Annotated in this window: 18 protein-coding genes; 12 read left to right on the top strand and 6 right to left on the bottom strand. The window is 60.9% G+C overall.

Annotation, left to right across the window (positions count from 1 at the left end; genetic code table 11):
- Window positions 1–82 precede the first annotated feature (82 nt).
- The 4 genes from rnr to ACK4TM_RS01960 form a co-directional block, all read right to left on the bottom strand.
- Window positions 83–2,338 (bottom strand): ribonuclease R, encoded by a 2,256-nt coding sequence (rnr, locus tag ACK4TM_RS01975; RefSeq protein ID WP_409695913.1) that lies wholly within the window; start codon window positions 2,336–2,338, stop codon window positions 83–85.
- A gap of 68 nt (window positions 2,339–2,406) precedes the next feature.
- Complete coding sequence (dapE, locus tag ACK4TM_RS01970; protein WP_409695910.1) at window positions 2,407–3,546, bottom strand: succinyl-diaminopimelate desuccinylase; 1,140 nt, start codon at window positions 3,544–3,546, stop codon at window positions 2,407–2,409.
- A complete protein-coding gene (locus tag ACK4TM_RS01965) occupies window positions 3,539–3,832 on the bottom strand; it encodes a DUF1244 domain-containing protein (protein WP_409695907.1) in 294 nt (97 codons plus the stop codon). The genes dapE and ACK4TM_RS01965 overlap by 8 nt, the downstream gene beginning before the upstream one ends.
- An 11-nt stretch (window positions 3,833–3,843) precedes the next feature.
- Window positions 3,844–4,581 (bottom strand): N-formylglutamate amidohydrolase, encoded by a 738-nt coding sequence (locus tag ACK4TM_RS01960; RefSeq protein WP_409695904.1) that lies wholly within the window; start codon window positions 4,579–4,581, stop codon window positions 3,844–3,846.
- A 104-nt stretch (window positions 4,582–4,685) separates the two neighbouring features.
- On the opposite strand from ACK4TM_RS01960, the gene pyk reads away from it, so the two are divergent.
- The 10 genes from pyk (at window position 4,686) to mscL (ending at window position 13,048) form a co-directional block, all read left to right on the top strand.
- Window positions 4,686–6,131: a pyruvate kinase gene (pyk, locus tag ACK4TM_RS01955; protein WP_409695902.1), complete on the top strand. Its 1,446-nt coding sequence runs from the start codon at window positions 4,686–4,688 to the stop codon at window positions 6,129–6,131.
- 22 nt (window positions 6,132–6,153) lie between these two features.
- Window positions 6,154–6,378: a hypothetical protein gene (locus ACK4TM_RS01950; RefSeq protein WP_409695899.1), complete on the top strand. Its 225-nt coding sequence runs from the start codon at window positions 6,154–6,156 to the stop codon at window positions 6,376–6,378.
- A gap of 109 nt (window positions 6,379–6,487) precedes the next feature.
- Window positions 6,488–6,688, top strand: a complete 201-nt coding sequence (gene rpmI / locus ACK4TM_RS01945) for a 50S ribosomal protein L35 (RefSeq protein WP_007205995.1) — start codon at window positions 6,488–6,490, stop codon at window positions 6,686–6,688.
- A gap of 17 nt (window positions 6,689–6,705) precedes the next feature.
- Window positions 6,706–7,065, top strand: coding sequence for a 50S ribosomal protein L20 (gene rplT, locus ACK4TM_RS01940; RefSeq protein ID WP_409695895.1), 360 nt, complete (start codon window positions 6,706–6,708; stop codon window positions 7,063–7,065).
- Window positions 7,066–7,192: 127 nt separating this feature from the next.
- Window positions 7,193–8,266, top strand: a complete 1,074-nt coding sequence (pheS, locus tag ACK4TM_RS01935; protein WP_409695892.1) for a phenylalanine--tRNA ligase subunit alpha — start codon at window positions 7,193–7,195, stop codon at window positions 8,264–8,266.
- A gap of 199 nt (window positions 8,267–8,465) precedes the next feature.
- Window positions 8,466–8,894 carry an ASCH domain-containing protein gene (locus ACK4TM_RS01930; RefSeq protein WP_409695889.1) on the top strand — a complete coding sequence of 143 codons (429 nt, stop codon included), beginning with the start codon at window positions 8,466–8,468 and terminating at the stop codon, window positions 8,892–8,894.
- An 80-nt stretch (window positions 8,895–8,974) separates the two neighbouring features.
- Window positions 8,975–11,371, top strand: coding sequence for a phenylalanine--tRNA ligase subunit beta (gene pheT, locus ACK4TM_RS01925; RefSeq protein WP_409695886.1), 2,397 nt, complete (start codon window positions 8,975–8,977; stop codon window positions 11,369–11,371).
- Window positions 11,372–11,428: 57 nt separating this feature from the next.
- Window positions 11,429–12,097, top strand: a complete 669-nt coding sequence (locus ACK4TM_RS01920) for a class I SAM-dependent methyltransferase (protein WP_409695883.1) — start codon at window positions 11,429–11,431, stop codon at window positions 12,095–12,097.
- Window positions 12,094–12,552, top strand: coding sequence for a YtoQ family protein (locus ACK4TM_RS01915; protein WP_409695880.1), 459 nt, complete (start codon window positions 12,094–12,096; stop codon window positions 12,550–12,552). Before ACK4TM_RS01920 ends, ACK4TM_RS01915 begins: the two co-directional genes overlap by 4 nt.
- A gap of 109 nt (window positions 12,553–12,661) precedes the next feature.
- A complete protein-coding gene (gene mscL, locus ACK4TM_RS01910; protein ID WP_409695877.1) occupies window positions 12,662–13,048 on the top strand; it encodes a large conductance mechanosensitive channel protein MscL in 387 nt (128 codons plus the stop codon).
- A gap of 42 nt (window positions 13,049–13,090) precedes the next feature.
- Here mscL and ald read toward each other — a convergent pair whose 3' ends face one another.
- Window positions 13,091–14,209: an alanine dehydrogenase gene (gene ald, locus ACK4TM_RS01905; RefSeq protein ID WP_409695874.1), complete on the bottom strand. Its 1,119-nt coding sequence runs from the start codon at window positions 14,207–14,209 to the stop codon at window positions 13,091–13,093.
- Between the two features lie 133 nt (window positions 14,210–14,342).
- On the opposite strand from ald, the gene ACK4TM_RS01900 reads away from it, so the two are divergent.
- Window positions 14,343–14,801: an Lrp/AsnC family transcriptional regulator gene (locus ACK4TM_RS01900; protein ID WP_409696016.1), complete on the top strand. Its 459-nt coding sequence runs from the start codon at window positions 14,343–14,345 to the stop codon at window positions 14,799–14,801.
- Window positions 14,802–14,875: 74 nt separating this feature from the next.
- Window positions 14,876–15,412, top strand: a complete 537-nt coding sequence (locus tag ACK4TM_RS01895) for a cyclic nucleotide-binding/CBS domain-containing protein (protein ID WP_409695871.1) — start codon at window positions 14,876–14,878, stop codon at window positions 15,410–15,412.
- Here the strand turns inward: ACK4TM_RS01895 and ACK4TM_RS01890 are convergent.
- Entirely contained in the window at window positions 15,377–16,609 is a 1,233-nt protein-coding gene (locus tag ACK4TM_RS01890) for a Coenzyme F420 hydrogenase/dehydrogenase, beta subunit C-terminal domain (protein ID WP_409695868.1), read from the bottom strand. The genes ACK4TM_RS01895 and ACK4TM_RS01890 overlap by 36 nt on opposite strands.
- Window positions 16,610–16,671 lie beyond the last annotated feature (62 nt).

Raw genomic sequence — 16,671 nt, 5'->3', positions numbered from 1 at the left:
GCAACAACGCCGCCGCCCCGAGCCCATCTTGCGCGCATAGATCCCCCGCCGGGGGGATCGAAGGCCTTCGGCGCGACAACCGTCAGGTCCGGCTGCGTTTGACCTTGCGCGCGACCCGCGCCGATTTTGTCTTGGACTTCACCAATTTGCGCCGCACCGGCTTGCCACGCCCCGCGCTGACCCCGCGCGGCATGTCGCGATCGTCCAGCGTCAGCAATGCCACGATCAAACCACCTGTCACTGGCGCTGCCTCGATCAGTTTCACCGTCACGCGCTGTCCCAGCCGGATCAACGTGCCGCTGTCGGACCCCATCAGGGTCTGACTGTCGGGATCATAATGGAAATACTCGCGCCCCAGCGTGCGGATCGGGATCATGCCATCCGCGCCGGTTTCATCCAGTTTCACGAAGACGCCGAATTTCGCGACCCCGCTGATCCGCCCGCCCATCTCGACCCCGATCCGGTCCGACAGGAACGCCGCCAGATAGCGGTCGGTCGTATCACGTTCGGCTGCCATCGACCGGCGTTCGGTGTCGGAAATCTTTTGCCCGGTCTCCCCGAGATTCTCGATATCCCATGGCGATAGCCCGTCCTTGCCCCAGCCATGCGCCGAAATCAGCGCGCGATGCACGATCAGGTCGGAATAGCGGCGAATGGGCGAGGTGAAATGCGCATAGGACCGCAGCGCCAGCCCGAAATGGCCGAAATTTTCCGGGCTGTAATAGGCCTGCGTCATCGACCGTAGCGTTGCGATGTTGATCAGTTCCGATTGCTCGGTCTCGCGCGCGGCGATCAACAGCCGGTTCAGATGCGCGGTTTTCAACACCTGCCCCTTGGCCAGTACCAGACCTGATGCCTGCGCCACCTCACGCAGGGCATCCAACTTATCCGCGTTGGGTTCTTCATGCACGCGGAACAGCAGGGGTGATTTCTTCGCAATCAACGTCTCGGCGGCGGCGACATTGGCCAGCACCATGAATTCCTCGACCAGCCGGTGCGAATCCAGCCGTTCCTTGAACTGCACCGACGTCACCTTACCGTCGTCATTCAGAATGATCTGGCGTTCCGGTAGATCAAGCTCCAGCGGTTGCCGCACAGCACGCGCCTTCACGAGCGCTGCATAAGCACCATAGATCGGGCGGATCACCTCGGCCATCAGCGGCGCGACCTTGTCGTTGGGCTGTCCGTCGATCCCGTCCTGCACCTCTTCATAATTCAGCGAGGCGATGGATTTCATCAACCCGCGATGGAACGCATGGTCAATCTTCTGCCCCTGCGCATCGATCCGCATCGCGACAGCAAGACAGGCGCGGTCCACGCCTTCATGCAGCGAACACAGATCCCCCGACAGCCGGTCCGGCAGCATCGGCACGACACGGTCCGGGAAATAGGTGGAATTGCCGCGGTTGCGCGCCTCGTGATCCAGTGCAGAGTTCGGCTTGACGTAACAGGCGACATCCGCAATCGCGACCCAGATGATGAAACCACCCGGATTGGCGGGGTCTTCGTCCGGCTCGACAAAACAGGCATCATCATGGTCGCGCGCATCCCAGGGATCAATCGTGATCAAGGGCAGATCACGCAGGTCCTTGCGGCCTTTCAGACCTACAGGTTTGGCGGCATCTGCTTCGGCCACCGCATCATCGGGGAAATGGTCGGGAATGCCATGCTGGTGAATCGCAATCAGCGACACCGCACGTGGGGCAGTCGGATCACCCAGCCGCGCGACAATCCGCGCTTTGGGTAGGCCGAGGCGGCCCTTGGGGCCAGCCTGTTCCGCCTCGACCAATTCGCCGTCCTTGGCACCACCCGTCGCACCGGCGGCAACGACCCATTGCTTGTCAGCACCTTTGTCGATGGGCAGCACGCGGCCACCCTCGGACCCGGCGCGGAACACACCCAATATCCGCATGGGATTGGTGCCGATGCGGCGGATCATCCGCGCGGTATGCGTATGCTCTTCGTTCTTGTCCACGGTCAGGCGGCCCAAGATGCGGTCACCCGCGCCAAGCGCCGGATCGCTGGACCGCAGCATCATCAACACGCGCGGTTCCGGCCCTTGGCCGGTCCATTCCAGCGGCCGCGCGAACAGATCACCGTCACCATCGGGGGCCATGATTTCCAGGACCGCGACAGGCGGCAATTCCTCGACATCGCGATAGGACGACCGGCGCTTGGTCAGCTTGCCCGCTTCCTCCAGCTCTTTGAGGATGCGTTTGAGGTCAATCCGTGCTGCCCCCTTGATCCCAAACGCCTTGGCGATGTCACGCTTGGCGGTCTTGGTCGGGTTGTCAGAGATAAAGGCGAGGATGTCGGATTTGGAAGGGATCTGTGTCATAACGCTGCCCTAGCATGGTGCGCGCGGGGCGTCATCACAATTGCCGGTAGGGTGGATGTAAATCCACCTTACGCGAAATATTCCGCCAATATCCGCCCATAGATCGCCTTCAGCTGCACGATCTGATCCACCGCCACCCGCTCATCAACCTGATGCATCGTCCGGCCCACCAGCCCGAATTCCACGACCGGGCAATGGTGCTGCACGAACCGCGCATCTGATGTCCCGCCAGAGGTTGACAGTACCGGGTCGCGCCCGGTCTCGGCCTTGACCGCACGGCCGACCAGATCGGACAGCGCACCGGGCGGCGTGATAAAACTCTCACCCGATATTTTTACCTGCATCGCGATCTGCACGCCGAAATCCGCCGCCACCTGATCAGCGATGCCTTGCATCCAGTCGGTCAGGCTCGCCCCGCTGTGCAGGTCGTTGAACCGGATATTCACGCCGGCCCTGGTCTGCGCCGGGATCACATTGGTCGCCAGATTGCCGGTATCAATCGTCACCACCGCCAAAGTCGAGGCATCAAAATGCGCGCTCCCCTGATCCAGTTCATGGCTCGCCAGAATATCCACCAGCCGCGCCACCGCCGGAAGCGGGTTTTTCGCGCGGTGCGGATAGGCCGAATGGCCCTGCACGCCCGTGACGGTAAAGGTGGCGTTCAGCGACCCGCGGCGCCCGATCTTCATCGCCTCGCCCATCACATCGGGACAGGTGGGTTCCCCCACCAGACAGGCCGACATGTTTTCCTTGTTGTCTGCCATCCAGTCCAGCAAGGCGGTGGTCCCGTCCAGCGCATCGCCTTCCTCATCCCCCGTAATCGCCAGAATGATCGCACCATCGGGTGGCGTCTGCGCTACGAAATCAAGCGCCGCCGCAGCAAAGGCCGCGACACCGGATTTCATATCCGTCGCGCCACGCCCGTAAAGGTAACCATCCTTGATCACCGCACCGAAAGGCGGCACCGTCCACGCCGCCTCATCCCCCAAGGGCACGACATCGGTATGCCCGTTGAACCCGAAGGTCCGGTTCGCCCGCTGCCGCCCCCAGCGGGCGAACAGGTTCGACACACCGCCGCGATCTACACGGGTGCAGGTGAAACCACCTTTGGTCAGCAATTCCTCCAGCAATACCAGCGCGCCGCCTTCATCCGGCGTGACGGACGGACAGCGCACCAGAGCGGCGGTCAGGGCGACGGGATCAATCATGGGATTTCTTGAACGCCTCTTGCGCATCGGGGGAAGCTTCGGTTTGATGCTGCGCCTTCCACTCGGCAAAGGGCATGCCATAGAACACCTCGCGCCCGTCTTCCTTGCTCATGTCGATGCCACGTTCGTTGGCCGCTTCCTGATACCAGCGCGACAGGCAATTCCGGCAGAAGCCGGTCAGATTCATCATGTCGATATTCTGCACATCTGGCCGGTCTTCCAGCAGGTGCTTGCGCAACCGGCGAAAGGCTGCCGCCTCAATCTCGGTCCTTGTCTGATCATTCATGTTCCGTCTCCCTATAAATCCGTCTCTGCCAGCACGCGTTGCAGGATCGGGGCCAGCTTTGCGGCCCAATCCCTTTGCCCCGCCTCATCCGCAATCAGATCGTGGCGCAATTCAATCAAGACATTGGGCCGTCCATGTTGCAAGGCATGCCGGTCAATCGCATCACCCGGCAAGTGACCCGTGTAAGGCTCATTCGCCCCCACACACCACCCCTGCGCGCGGCAGGCATCAATCAGCGGCAGGGCAAGCCGCGTGTCATCCGCGTATAATACACCCACCTGCCACGGGCGCGGCGGCCTTGCGCGCAATTGTGGCGTGAAACTGTGCATGGCACAGATCACCGGCACCGCCATGCCCGCCGCCAATCCGGCGTAGGCGGCGTGATAGGGACGATAAAGCCGGTCCAGCCTTTCTTCCAGCTCAGTCGCCCCGGCATAACGATTACCGGGAATGATCGTGCCATCATAAAGCCGCATCAGAAGCGTCGGATCATCCTCGCCCCTGTTGGGATCGATCACCAGCCGCGAAAACCCCGACAGGATCGCCGGGCTGTCCAGCATATGCGCCAGATGCCGCGTCACCCCCGCCGCGCCGATGTCATAAGCGATGTGGCGGGTCATGTCGGCGGCAGGCAAACCTAGATCGCCGCCAGCCACCCAGTCGGGCACGTGATTGGTGGCATGATCGCAGGTCAAAAGCCAGCGACCGGGCCTGTCGGCACCTTCAATCGTGTATGCAGGGTCTGTCATTCTCATGTCACCGCATTTAGGCTAGTTTACGTGGGAATGGAATTGCGCAATAAGGGCCCAAAGCGGAGTGTTACCGCTAACGGCTTTGACCAGAGGGAATACAGATGAAACGCCACCGCAATGTAAAGATCGTCGCCACGCTTGGGCCTGCATCGAATGACTATCAGATGATCCGGGCGCTGCACGAAGCGGGCGCAGATGTGTTCCGCCTGAACATGTCGCACGGCGATCACGAAGAAATCCGCGCGCGGCATGCGATCATCCGTCAGGTGGAAAAAGACCTTGACAGCCCGATCGCCATTCTGGCCGATTTGCAGGGACCGAAACTGCGCGTCGGCGTCTTTGCCAATGGCGAAGAAGAACTGGTGCCCGGTGCATCCTTCCGCCTCGATCTGGACAAGGCGGAAGGCGATGTGAACCGCGTCTGCCTGCCGCACAAGGAAATCTTCGACGCGCTGGAACCCGGCGCGCATCTGCTGGTCAATGACGGCAAGATCAAACTGCGGGTCAAGGATTGCGGCGCAACATTCGCCGATTGCGAAGTCATCGTCGGCGGCACCATCTCTAACCGCAAGGGCGTGAACGTCCCTGATGTGGTGCTGCCGCTGGCCGCCCTGTCGGACAAGGACCGCAAGGATCTGGAATTCGTCTGCGAACTGGGCGTTGACTGGCTTGCCTTGTCCTTCGTCCAGCGCCCCGCCGACGTGGACGAAGCCCGCGATCTGTGTAAGGGCCGCGCCGCGATCCTGTCCAAGATCGAAAAACCCGCCGCGGTGAAAAACTTTGACGATATTCTGGCGGTCAGCGACGGCATCATGGTTGCGCGCGGTGATCTGGGCGTCGAACTGCCGGTGCAGAACGTGCCACCAATCCAGAAACGTCTGGTGCGCAAATCCCGTGCCGCGGGGAAACCCGTGATCGTGGCGACGCAGATGCTTGAATCCATGATTGACAGTCCGATGCCGACACGCGCCGAAGTCTCCGACGTCGCCACCGCGATCTATGAAGGTGCGGATGCGATCATGCTGTCAGCAGAATCTGCCGCCGGGTCCTATCCCATCGAAGCTGTCCAGACGATGAGCAATGTCGCGGGCGAGGTTGAATCCGACCCGACCTACACTGAAATCATCGAATCCTCGCGGCGTGCGGTGCGCAATTCCGTCGCCGATGGCATCGTCTCTGCGGCGCGCGAAATCGCGGAAACCACCAATATCAAGGCGATCTGCTGCTTCTCGCAATCCGGCACCACGGCTTTGTTGGTTGCGCGCGAACGGCCCCGCGTGCCGATCATCGCGCTGACCAGTTATATCCGTACCGCACGCCGCCTTTGCCTGTCGTGGGGTACCAATTGCGTGGTGACGGGCGAGGTAAGCCGGTTCAAAGACGCCGTGGTCGCTGCCGTCCGCGCAACCCTCGCGCAGGGACTAGCCAGCAAGGAAGACATGATCGTGGTAACGGCAGGTGTGCCCTTTAACACACCCGGCACGACCAATATCCTGCGCGTTGCACCCTGCGAGGAAAAGCTGATCTTTGCGTCCGAGACCGAGTAACGCAGCATCAAGGAACGCCAGCGTGGAGTCTGATCTGATCATTGTTGGTGGCATGGTCGCCGTGATCATCGGGATCACGGCTCTTGTCAGCGCCATAACGGACCTGCGCTGGCCTTGGGTGGCCCTTGTACTTTTTCTGACGGGGGGCGGGGCCATCGCCTATGCCGCAGTGAACAATCCGGGGCGCTACGCAATTGACCGGCTCGATGAGCCGATCTTCAACGTCGTCGCCTGGATCATCAACTAAATCGGCTTGCACCGCAGGGCTTTGCGTCCTATAGCGCAGCTTCACCCGCGCGTCCGGCCAGTATGGCATGCCGAGTCGCGCGTCCGACCGACCTTTGAAGGAGACGGAAATGCCGAAAATGAAAACGAAATCGAGCTGCAAAAAGCGGTTCAAAGTGACGGCCACTGGCCGCATTCTGGCGGGACAAGCCGGAAAGCGTCACGGCATGATCAAACGCAGCAACAAATTCCTCCGCAACGCGCGTGGCACCACGACGTTGAGCAAGCAAGACGAGGGTATCATCAAACCGATGATGCCTTACGCACGTTAATTAGAGGGATTTGAGATATGCGCGTTAAAGGCGGAACAGTTACACATCGTCGGCACAAAAAAGTCCTCGACGCTGCCAAGGGTTATTATGATCGCCGGTCCAAGACCTTCAAGGTCGCCAAACAGGCCGTCGACAAAGCCAACCAATATGCCACCCGCGACCGGCACAACCGCAAGCGCAACTTCCGCGCCTTGTGGATCCAGCGGATCAACGCCGGTGTGCGTTCGGTTGACGAAACACTGAACTATTCCAAGTTCATCAACGGTCTGGCATTGGCCGGCATCGAAGTTGACCGCAAGGTTCTGGCCGATCTGGCCGTCAACGAACCCGATGCGTTCGCGACAATCGTGGGTCAGGCGAAAGCGGCGATGGCGTAAGCTAACCGGTTGACTGACACCACAAAGGCCGCTCTGAAAAGGGCGGCCTTTTGCGTTTGCGGCCCCACACCTTGCAAGCACCCCGCCCTTTCGCTAACCCCTGCACAACCGGATCAAGAGGCGCGCCATGGACGACCTGAAAGCCAAATACCTTTCCCTGATCGCTGCAGCCAGCGACGAAGCACAGATCGAAGACCTGCGCGTCACAGCCTTGGGCAAGAAGGGCGAGATCAGCCTGCAAATGCGTGAACTGGGCAAGATGTCGCCCGAGGAACGGCAAACCGCCGGCCCCGCCCTCAACGCGCTGAAGGACGAGATCAACAGCGCCCTTGCCGCCAAAAAAGCCGCCCTCGGCGATGCCGCCCTTGATGCCCGCCTGCGTGGCGAATGGCTCGACGTGACGCTACCATCGCGCCCCCGCCGCCAAGGCACGATCCACCCGATCAGCCAGGTCACCGAAGAGGTTACCGCAATCTTCGCCGATATGGGCTTTGCTGTCGCCGAAGGGCCGCAGATCGATACCGATTGGTATAATTTCGATGCGCTGAACATCCCCGGCCACCACCCCGCGCGGGCCGAGATGGACACATTCTACATGCACCGCGCGCAGGGCGATAACCGGCCGCCGCATGTGTTGCGCACCCACACCAGCCCGGTCCAGATCCGTCATATGGAAAAGTTCGGCGCGCGCTGCCGCATCATTGCCCCGGGTCGCGTCTACCGCGCCGATTACGACCAGACCCATACCCCGATGTTCAATCAGGTCGAAGGGCTGGCGATTGACAAGGACATCTCGATGGCCAATCTCAAATGGGTGCTGGAAGAGTTCTTTGCCGCCTTTTTCGAGGTGGACGGGATCAAGACCCGGTTCCGCGCCTCGCATTTCCCCTTCACCGAACCCTCGGCCGAGGTGGATATCCAATGTTCCTGGGTCGATGGCCAGCTCAAGATCGGCGAAGGCGACGGCTGGCTCGAAGTGCTGGGGTCCGGCATGGTGCATCCGCATGTGCTGCAATCCGCAGGCGTGGACCCGACCCAGTGGCAGGGCTTCGCCTTTGGCATGGGCATCGACCGGATCGCGATGCTGAAATACGGCATCCCGGATTTGCGGGCGTTTTTCGACAGCGATCTGCGCTGGCTGCGGCATTACGGCTTTGCGGCCCTCGACGTACCGACGTTGCATGGCGGCCTATCCCGGTAGGATGCGTGCTTGCACGCATCCCACGGCGTCACGCCGTCCGCATCGTTAACCCTTTAATAATTCTTTCGAGATAGATTGTCCCCACGGCGTCCAGGTTTCCCGCCGCCTGACCTGTGAAGGCCTCTCGCCGCGACGGCCTCTCGCAGAACCTTCCCCGCGGGGAAGATAACGCCGCCCAAACCCCGTGAAAGGCCAGAACATGACCGACGACACCGAAGACCTGCAAGACACCTACCCCGGCGCGGGCACGTTCCGTTTCGGTGACACGCCGGAACTCTGCCAATATCTGATCGGCCTCGTCCGCCAGCGCAAGAAAACCGCGACCTGTGCTGCCGCGTCCGATTTCGACGATGACCCCGATTCCATGCCCGTCGTGGGCCGCTGCGACATTGCCGCCAATTGGGACGGCACGCCCGCGCTGGTGATCCGCACAACCAAGGTCGAACGCATCCGCTATTGCGACGTGACCGAGGAAATGGCGCTGGCCGAAGGCGAAAACGACAGCCTGCTGGGCTGGCGCAAGGATCACAAAGCCTATTTCAAACGCAACGGCGGCTTTGATCCCGAAATGATGCTGGTGTTCGAACATTTCGTTCTGATCGAAGATCTCGCCGGGCGCGAGCTCTGACAGCCACCGCGACCAACTGACTTTCGCACCGCCGCAATATCGGTTAGATCGCATGCAAATGACTTGTGCTGGATAAACAGATGAAATTCACGCTCTCCTGGCTGAAACACCACCTTGAAACCGATGCCTCGGTCGATCTGATCACCGAGACGCTGACCGACCTCGGGCTGGAGGTCGAAGGCGTGGAAAACCCCGCCGCAAAGCTGGCGGATTTCACTATCGGCTATGTCGAAAGCGCGGAGAAGCATCCCGATGCGGATAAGCTGCGCGTCTGTCAGGTCCAGACCAAGGATGGCCTCACCCAGATCATTTGCGGCGCACCCAATGCGCGTGCAGGGATCACCGTGGTCATCGCCAGCCCCGGCACCTATGTCCCCGGCATCGACACGACCATCGGCGTGGGCAAGATCCGGGGTATCGAAAGCTATGGCATGATGTGTTCCGAGCGCGAGATGGAACTGTCAGAAGAACATGATGGCATCATCGAACTGCCGTCCGGAACCGTGGGCCAGACCTTTGCCGACTGGCTGGCCGCCAACCAGCCAGACAAGGTCGATCCCGTGATCGAAATTGCCATCACCCCGAACCGCCCTGACGCGCTTGGCGTGCGCGGCATCGCCCGCGATCTGGCAGCGCGCGGTCTGGGCAGGCTTAAGGAGGTGAGGGTTGATCCGGTCCCCGCCAGTTTTGCCGCTGACCTGAATGTGTCTATCGCCGATGATACACGCGATGGTTGCCTGGTTTTCTATGGCCGTTTGATCCGTGGCGTCAAAAACGGCCCCAGCCCTGCATGGCTGCAAACCCAGCTGCGCGCCATTGGCCTGCGCCCGATCAGCTTTCTTGTCGATGTGACGAACTGGTTCACCTATGACCTGAACCGCCCCCTGCACGTGTTCGACGCGGATAAGGTGCAGGGCAATCTGCGCGTTCACCGCACCACGGGCGGCGAAACCATCACAGCGCTGGATGACAAGACCTACACCTTGCAACCTGGCCAGATCGTGATTTCCGATGATCAGGGCGTCGAAAGCATCGCGGGTATCATGGGCGGTGACACGACCGGCTGCACCGAAGATACCGTGAACGTCTTCGTCGAAAGCGCCTATTGGGACCCGGTGCAGATCGCCTATACGGGCCGTGCGCTGAAAATCAACTCCGACGCCCGCTATCGGTTTGAACGCGGGATTGACCCGGCCTTCACGCCTGAAGGTCTGGAACATGCCGTGCGGATGATTGTCGATCACGCAGGCGGTGAAGCGTCCGGCCTGATCATCGCAGGCGAAGTGCCCGACACATCGCGCGCCTACCGTCTGGATGCGCAGCGCGTGATCAGCCTTGTCGGCATGGATATCCCCGAAAGCACCCAGCGCCAGACGCTCACATCGCTGGGTTTCCGGCTCGAAGGCGACATGGCGCATGTCCCAAGCTGGCGTCCCGATGTGCAGGGCGAGGCTGATCTGGTGGAAGAAGTCGCGCGCATTGCGTCCCTGACCAAGCTGCAAGGCAAACCCATGCCGCGGATGCAGGCCGGTGTGCCGAAACCGATCCTGACCGTGGGCCAGCAGCGCCAGCAATCGGCGCGTCGCACGATGGCGGCGCTGGGCTATAATGAATGCGTGACCTATAGCTTTGTCGATCAACAGGCAGCATCCCTGTTCGGGGGTGGCGATGACGCGACAATGCTGGAAAATCCGATTTCCAGCGACTTGTCCCATATGCGCCCAAACTTGTTGCCCGGCCTTCTGCGCGCCGCGGCCCGCAATCAGGCACGTGGTTTCATGGACATGGCCCTGTTCGAGGTTGGTGCAGGCTTCCACGGTGGTGAACCCGGCGAACAACACAACCTGATCACTGGCGTGCTGATCGGCAAGACCGCCAGCAAGGATGTGCATGGCATGTCGCGCGCTGTCGATCTTTACGACTCCAAGGCCGATGCCGAATCCGTGCTGGCCGCCATCGGCGCGCCCGCCAAGGTGCAGATCCTGCGCGGTGCAGCGGCATGGTGGCATCCCGGACGGCACGGCATGATCTGCCTTGGTCCGAAAAAGATGCTGGCCGTCTTCGGCGAATTGCACCCCAAGGTCCTGCGTGAGATGGATATCAAAGGCCCCGCCGTCGGCTTCACCATCTGGCCGGATGAAGTGCCGATCCCGAAGTCGAAGACAAACACGCGCGCGGCCCTTGTCGCGACCGATCTGCAAGCGGTGGAACGCGACTTTGCCTTTGTCGTGGACAGTGGGGTCGAGGCGCTGACGCTGGTCAATGCTGCAATGGGTGCGGACAAAGCGCTGATCACCGATGTGCGGGTCTTTGACCAGTTCATCGGCGGCAATCTGGGCGAAGGCAAGAAATCTCTCGCCGTGACGGTGCGCCTACAACCCACGACCACCACGCTGAAAGATGCCGATATCGAAGCGGTCAGCGCGAAAATCGTGGGCAAGGTGACCAAGGCAACCGGCGGCACGCTACGAGGTTGAAAATTGTCATCTTCCTGACGGGCAAACATCGTATAGTGCCCGTCAAAGGAGACGACGATGACTGACGCAAGATTCTGGGACAGAGAAGCCGAAAAATACGCCGCATCCGCGATCGGTAATCCGGCTGCTTATGAATATACGCTGGGCAGGACCCGCCTCTATCTGCGGCCGACGGATCATGTGCTGGAAATCGCCTGCGGCACGGGATCGACCGCCGTGCTGCTGGCGCCGCAGGTGGCCAGCTATCTGGCCACCGATATATCGCCGGAAATGATCCGCATCGCGCGCGGCAAGCTGCCCGTTGCGGGTGCCGATCTGCGGTTCGAGGTGGCGGGCGAACTGCCGGACAGTGGCCCCTTCGACGTGATCCTCGCGCATTCATTCTTTCACCTCGTGCCGGATATGGAACGGCGCATGGCGCGGATTTACGATCTTTTGCCAGCGGGCGGTTATTTCATTTCCAAGACTGCGGCGTTGAACGGGCGCGGTCTGAAATGGTCCTTGATCGCCGCGGTGATCCCGCTGGCGCAGATGCTGGGCAAAGCGCCCTATCTGCGCAAATTCAGCACGGAAAACTTGGAAGCCGCGGTGGTCGCCGCCGGGTTCGAGATTGTCGAAAGCGGCGATTTCGCCGTTCCCGCTCGCTATATCGTTGCGCGCAAACCGGGGGTGGCGGACAGCGGTCAAGACGCTGGTGTCGCCCTGAACACAGGAGGCACAACATGACCTTGCAAATCTATCTTTCCGGCGAAATTCATACCGATTGGCGCGACCAGATCACCAAGGGTGCATCGGATCTTGATGTCGCCTTTGCCGGACCAGTGACCGATCATGGCGCATCGGACGATTGCGGCGTGGCGATCATGGGGCCGGAGCCGGATAAATTCTGGCATGACCATAAAGGCGCGAAACTGAACGCGATTCGCACGAGGCATGGGATCGAGGCTGCGGATATCGTCGTCGTCCGTTTCGGCGATCAGTACAAGCAATGGAATGCCGCCTTTGATGCGGGCTATGCGGCGGCGTTGGGGAAGTCCTTGATCGTGATGCACGGGCCGGACCACCAGCATGCACTGAAAGAGGTGGACGCCGCCGCCCTTGCCGTCGTGGAAACGCCGCAGCAAGTGGTGGATGTGCTGGCCTATGTGCTGAACGGGACCTTGCCGCAGGGGCGGGGATAACCCCGGCCTGCGCCGCTGAGGAAAGCCGTGGCATTATAGAACGGTGTCGCTAATATGACACCCAGTTGCGCGCGGGATGCGCCAGTCTATCAGACACGGGAATACAGAAATGATCAATGAATTCAGGGATTTTATCGCCAAGGGCAATGTCATGGACCTTGCCGTCGGGATCATTATCGGCGCGGCCTTTACCGCGATCGTCAACAGCCTCGTGGGCGATCTGATTCAGCCATTGATCGGGCTGATCGTCGGGGGGCTGGATTTCAGCGCGCTCAGCTTCGGGGTTGGTGAGGCGCAGTTCATGTATGGCAGTTTCATCACCGCGCTGATCAATTTTCTGATCATCGCCTTTGTGGTGTTCCTGTTGGTGAAAATGGTCAATCGAGTGAAGTCCATCGCCGAAAAACCCGATGACATCGCCCCCGAGGTCAAGACCGGGCCGTCCGAGCTGGATATCCTGATCGAGATCAGGGATTCTCTGGCCAAGCAGCCCTGACGCCTGGATATGAAAGGCCCGTGTGACAGCGGGCCCTTGCGATTATGCCTTCAGCGCCAGCGTGGGTGACAGCACGTCGATGCCCAGCGCCTTGCCCACGGCGAAATAGGTCAGCCTCCCGGCATGGACATTCAGACCCGCCAGCAGATGCGGATCATCTTCGCAGGCCTGCCGCCAGCCTTTGTCGGCGAGCGCGAGCATGAAGGGCATCGTGGCATTGCCCAAGGCGATCGTGGATGTGCGCGCGACCGCGCCGGGCATATTGGCGACGCAGTAATGCATGATCCCGTCGACATCATAGACGGGGTCCTGATGCGTCGTGGCGCGTGAGGTTTCAAAACAACCGCCTTGGTCAATCGCCACATCGACCAGCACCGCGCCGGGTTTCAATTCGGACAGTTGCGCGCGGGATATCAGCTTGGGTGCGGCGGCACCGGGGATCAGCACGGCACCGATAATCATATCGGCCTCGCGCGCCAGCGTGATCGTGTTGGCCTTGCTGGCATAGCTGGTCTTGAACTGCCCGCCGAAGGCATCATCAAGATAGCGCAGCCGGGGGAGGGACCGGTCCAGCACGGTCACATCCGCCCCCATGCCTGCGGCGATCCTTGCGGCATGGGTGCCGACCACGCCGCCGCCGATCACGACGACACGGGCCGGGGCCACGCCTGGCACGCCGCCCATCAGCACACCGCGCCCGCCATTGGCCTTTTGCAGCGTCCACGCGCCGACCTGCGGGGCAAGTCTGCCCGCGACCTCGGACATCGGCGCCAGCAAGGGCAGCCCGCCACGGTCATCGGTGACGGTTTCATAGGCGATACAGGTGGCACCCGATGCCATCAGGTCGCGGGTCTGGTCGGGGTCGGGGGCCAGATGCAGATAGGTGAACAGGATCTGCCCTTCGCGCAGCATCTTGCGTTCACCGGGCTGCGGTTCCTTGACCTTGACGATCATATCGGCGCTGGCAAAGATATCCGCTGCATTGCCCGCGATCTGCGCCCCGGCTGCGGTGTAATCGTCATCGGTGAAACCCGCGCCCAGCCCTGCGCCGGTTTCGATCATGACGCCATGGCCGTGGGCCACGGCCTCTTGCGCCGCATCGGGGGTCATTCCGACCCGAAATTCCTGTGGTTTGATTTCCCTTGGACAGCCAATCAGCATATTTTCCTCCCTTTTATAGGGACATTCTGCGCCCAGAATTCCGCAATGTCTTGGAGTTTTCTCTTGGGTCGGATCGGATGAAACGCTAGGATCATGCGTCATGCCCGTATTTCACACAAGGATATTGCACGAAATGGAACTGGACAGCATCGACCGCAGAATCCTTGAAGTTTTGCAAAGGTCCGGGCGTATTTCCAATGCGGATCTGTCAGAGGTCGCAAATCTTTCGCCCTCCGCCTGTCACAGGCGGGTGCAGCGGTTGGAAAAGGACGGCTATATCCGCGAATACGTCGCGCTGCTGGACCCGCGAAAGATGGGGCGGCTGACCACGGTATTCGTGGAAATCACGCTGAGCGGGCAGGCCGATGAATTGCTGGATGCGTTTGAAAAGGCCGTGGCGAATGTGCCCGATGTGCTGGAATGTCATCTGATGGCCGGACCTGCGGATTACCTGCTGAAGGTCGTGGCGGGCGATACCGAGGATTTCGCCCGCATCCATCGCAAGTATCTGGCCCGCCTGCCGGGTGTCGCGCAGATGCAATCATCCTTCGCGCTGCGCAATGTGCGCCAGACAACCGCGCTTCCTGTATAGTAACATTTTGACGCAGCGACAGATCGTCCTAGCTGGAAATACACTGAATGTGATCAACAGGAAGGATGTTTCCCATGGCCGACAATACACGCCCCGGCAGCCGCTTGATGGACCGCAGCGAATATCCCGGCAAGCCCAAGCCCCTGACCAGCGGCCCTGACGCCACCGTGGCCGAGGCTGTGGCCAAGATGTCAGACAAGAATTACGGCTGCGTGGTGATCACCGACACGGTGGAAAAGGTGATCGGCATCGTGACCGAACGCGATATCATGAACAAGCTGGTGGCCAAGGGGCTGGACCCGAATACGACCAAGCTGTCCGATATCATGACGCCCCATCCGCGTCTGGCGAAAGAAACCGACGACATGCTGGACTGGCTGCGCATCATGTCGAACGAACGGTTCCGCCGTCTGCCGGTGGTCGATGATCAGGGCCGGATCAAGGCGGTGTTTACCCAGGGTGATTTTGTCAGCTACACTTGGCCCGACATGATCGTCCAGATGCGCGCAATGGCCAAGGCGCAGTTTGCGGGCAATTTCCATTATCTGTTGATCGGTGGCGGGATCGCGCTGTATTCATTGCTGATGGTGATCATCCTTGGGTTTCGCTGAGATTTCATTCGCTGTCGGTGTCAGCCCGTAAGGCGCGGCAAGGTTCCAGACATGAGTGGGGACCATATTCTTCATCTTCGCCGGTTCTTCGCGGCGTAGATGAAGGATAGCTTCTGCCGCCTTCATTTCGAGCCGCGCGCGGGCGAATTCCAGCCCGCGCGGCCCGATTTTCGGCATCAGCCAACCCATCATCCCGCGCATGAAATCAGGCATCCTGCGCAAAGGCAGGCCACCAGCGGCGCGGCGTGTATTCTCGACAAAGCCTTTCACGGCGCTGGCGCGTTTGCCGCGCGTGCCGGGTTTGGCCAGCGCGACCTCTGCGCCCAGAGTGTCCAGCATCGCCTGCCCCCGCGCATTGCGCACGATCAGCCATTGGTCGCCTTCGCCCGCCATATAGCCGACAGTGATATCGGCGAGCCGGTTGGTGTAATCCACGCAGGTCCGGCAGGTGGTGGGGAAGAAATCAGGCGGCAAATCGGAGATCGGCAGTTTCAGGAACGGGATCAGCCGGTTTGTGCCATCGGTGAAACGCAATTCAACCCGGTAATCGGCGCGGAATTCCAGATAGGTGACAGTGTCGGGCGCATCGGTCAGGCGGGCAAGGAAGCCGTGGAAATTCTCGGTTGTGGTGTTGTCGGAACAAGGCGTGCCGATGACGTAGAGCGCGTCGAAGCCCAGCTTCGCCTCCAGCGCGCGGAGGGCATAGATATGGCAGGGGATGCCGATCACGGCGATTTTGCGGTGTCCTGCGGCGCGGGCGGGTTCCAGTAAGGCCAGCAGGGGGGCATAGCCCATCCGCATGCCGCGCGCCTCGGCCATGTCCGCCGCATCGGTGATGATCGCGGGGCGCGGGCGCCAGCGGTCATCGGGGTCAGGCACCATTGTCAGTACGGCATCGACAGTGCCGGTTTCCAGCAGACGTTCGGCCAGCCGCGTGGTCAGGCCGGTCCATTGTGCGCCTTTGCGCGCAGGGGTCAGCGCGGCGCGGTACATCGCACCGGTAACGCCAAAGAATGCCTCATCCCCGTCAATGCCTGCTGCACGCCCATGCACCCGCGTTTCCATGCCCGGATAGTCGGGTTTGATGAACTGGCAGGCGGTGCCGCAGGCGCTGGGGTCGGCCATCCGCGACACCCCGCAATCGGTACAGAGGGTGCGCGGCGCGGGGCTGGCGAAATCAGGTGTGGTGACTGTCATGGGGCGACCTTACCCGGCGATATGAAAGTGTCCAGTTTGATTTACACTTTCGCTGCTTTCGC

Source organism: Yoonia sp. (assembly GCF_046292185.1).
In the GTDB taxonomy this organism is placed as follows: Bacteria; Pseudomonadota; Alphaproteobacteria; order Rhodobacterales; family Rhodobacteraceae; genus Yoonia.
Note: the sequence above shows the minus strand (reverse complement) of the source record. Positions and strands in the feature narration are given on the sequence as shown.

What these genes read in the sequence shown, in the direction of transcription:
- rnr (WP_409695913.1), bottom strand. Translation starts at nt 2,338, where the DNA reads ATGACACAGATCCCTTCCAAATCCGACATCCTCGCCTTTATCTCTGAC.
- dapE (WP_409695910.1), bottom strand. Translation starts at nt 3,546, where the DNA reads ATGATTGATCCCGTCGCCCTGACCGCCGCTCTGGTGCGCTGTCCGTCC.
- ACK4TM_RS01965 (WP_409695907.1), bottom strand. Translation starts at nt 3,832, where the DNA reads ATGAATGATCAGACAAGGACCGAGATTGAGGCGGCAGCCTTTCGCCGG.
- ACK4TM_RS01960 (WP_409695904.1), bottom strand. Translation starts at nt 4,581, where the DNA reads ATGACAGACCCTGCATACACGATTGAAGGTGCCGACAGGCCCGGTCGC.
- pyk (WP_409695902.1), top strand. Translation starts at nt 4,686, where the DNA reads ATGAAACGCCACCGCAATGTAAAGATCGTCGCCACGCTTGGGCCTGCA.
- rpmI (WP_007205995.1), top strand. Translation starts at nt 6,488, where the DNA reads ATGCCGAAAATGAAAACGAAATCGAGCTGCAAAAAGCGGTTCAAAGTG.
- rplT (WP_409695895.1), top strand. Translation starts at nt 6,706, where the DNA reads ATGCGCGTTAAAGGCGGAACAGTTACACATCGTCGGCACAAAAAAGTC.
- pheS (WP_409695892.1), top strand. Translation starts at nt 7,193, where the DNA reads ATGGACGACCTGAAAGCCAAATACCTTTCCCTGATCGCTGCAGCCAGC.
- ACK4TM_RS01930 (WP_409695889.1), top strand. Translation starts at nt 8,466, where the DNA reads ATGACCGACGACACCGAAGACCTGCAAGACACCTACCCCGGCGCGGGC.
- pheT (WP_409695886.1), top strand. Translation starts at nt 8,975, where the DNA reads ATGAAATTCACGCTCTCCTGGCTGAAACACCACCTTGAAACCGATGCC.
- ACK4TM_RS01920 (WP_409695883.1), top strand. Translation starts at nt 11,429, where the DNA reads ATGACTGACGCAAGATTCTGGGACAGAGAAGCCGAAAAATACGCCGCA.
- ACK4TM_RS01915 (WP_409695880.1), top strand. Translation starts at nt 12,094, where the DNA reads ATGACCTTGCAAATCTATCTTTCCGGCGAAATTCATACCGATTGGCGC.
- mscL (WP_409695877.1), top strand. Translation starts at nt 12,662, where the DNA reads ATGATCAATGAATTCAGGGATTTTATCGCCAAGGGCAATGTCATGGAC.
- ald (WP_409695874.1), bottom strand. Translation starts at nt 14,209, where the DNA reads ATGCTGATTGGCTGTCCAAGGGAAATCAAACCACAGGAATTTCGGGTC.
- ACK4TM_RS01900 (WP_409696016.1), top strand. Translation starts at nt 14,343, where the DNA reads ATGGAACTGGACAGCATCGACCGCAGAATCCTTGAAGTTTTGCAAAGG.
- ACK4TM_RS01895 (WP_409695871.1), top strand. Translation starts at nt 14,876, where the DNA reads ATGGCCGACAATACACGCCCCGGCAGCCGCTTGATGGACCGCAGCGAA.
- ACK4TM_RS01890 (WP_409695868.1), bottom strand. Translation starts at nt 16,609, where the DNA reads ATGACAGTCACCACACCTGATTTCGCCAGCCCCGCGCCGCGCACCCTC.